Origin of the sequence: Paenarthrobacter sp. PPS72, assembly GCF_048537125.1 — a bacterium.
In the GTDB taxonomy this organism is placed as follows: Bacteria; Actinomycetota; Actinomycetes; order Actinomycetales; family Micrococcaceae; genus Arthrobacter; species Arthrobacter nitroguajacolicus_E.
This window is the reverse complement of the sequence record NZ_JBLYIE010000084.1, coordinates 1-537: the sequence shown is the minus strand read 5'-3', so window position 1 is coordinate 537 and position 537 is coordinate 1. Positions and strand designations below refer to the sequence as shown.

General features: G+C 63.5%; 1 protein-coding gene. It reads right to left on the bottom strand.

The window, feature by feature from the left end:
- Positions 1-159 precede the first annotated feature (159 nt).
- A partial coding sequence (locus tag ACLRGI_RS23140) for a transposase (protein WP_419203779.1) occupies positions 160-537 on the bottom strand: 378 nt, incomplete at its 5' end.

The window sequence follows — 537 nt, the reverse complement described above, 5'->3', positions numbered from 1 at the left end:
CCATGACGGGTGGGAACAGTCGCGGGTTTGTTTTCGCTGTTGATTTGCGGTTGTTTTCTGTTTTCGGGCGGTCGGGTGTGGCCCTTTGGGTCGCTTCGGGGTGGCGCCGGTTCCACTTCCGGTGATGTGGCTGATCGTCGGGACAGGAAGAGTGCCTGCTCAGCCTGTGCCGGCAGGCAGGACCTGTTTGAGGCGTCCAGTGTTTCTCAGGAGGAGTTGCAGGAGGTCTTTCTCCGGCGCTGATTCTGGTAGGAGGAGCCGGGTGCGGCGGGCGCGGGTGATGATTTTCCCGGCGGTCGCGAAGAGCCGGTAGCGCCAGCGTTTGATGTCCCAGGCTTTGGCTTGGTGGCCGTCCGGGAGGGCGGCGAGCTGGAGCCAGGAGACGAGGTTGAAGGCCAGGGCGGCGATGTTCGCCCAGGCCTGATTCGCGGCGAAGTCGAAGAACGGCAGCTTGCCCAGGCCGGTGTTTTTCAGGGTTTTGATCCGATTTTCACACCGTCCCCGGGCACGGTGCCTGGCGTCAAGGAACGGGCCGTG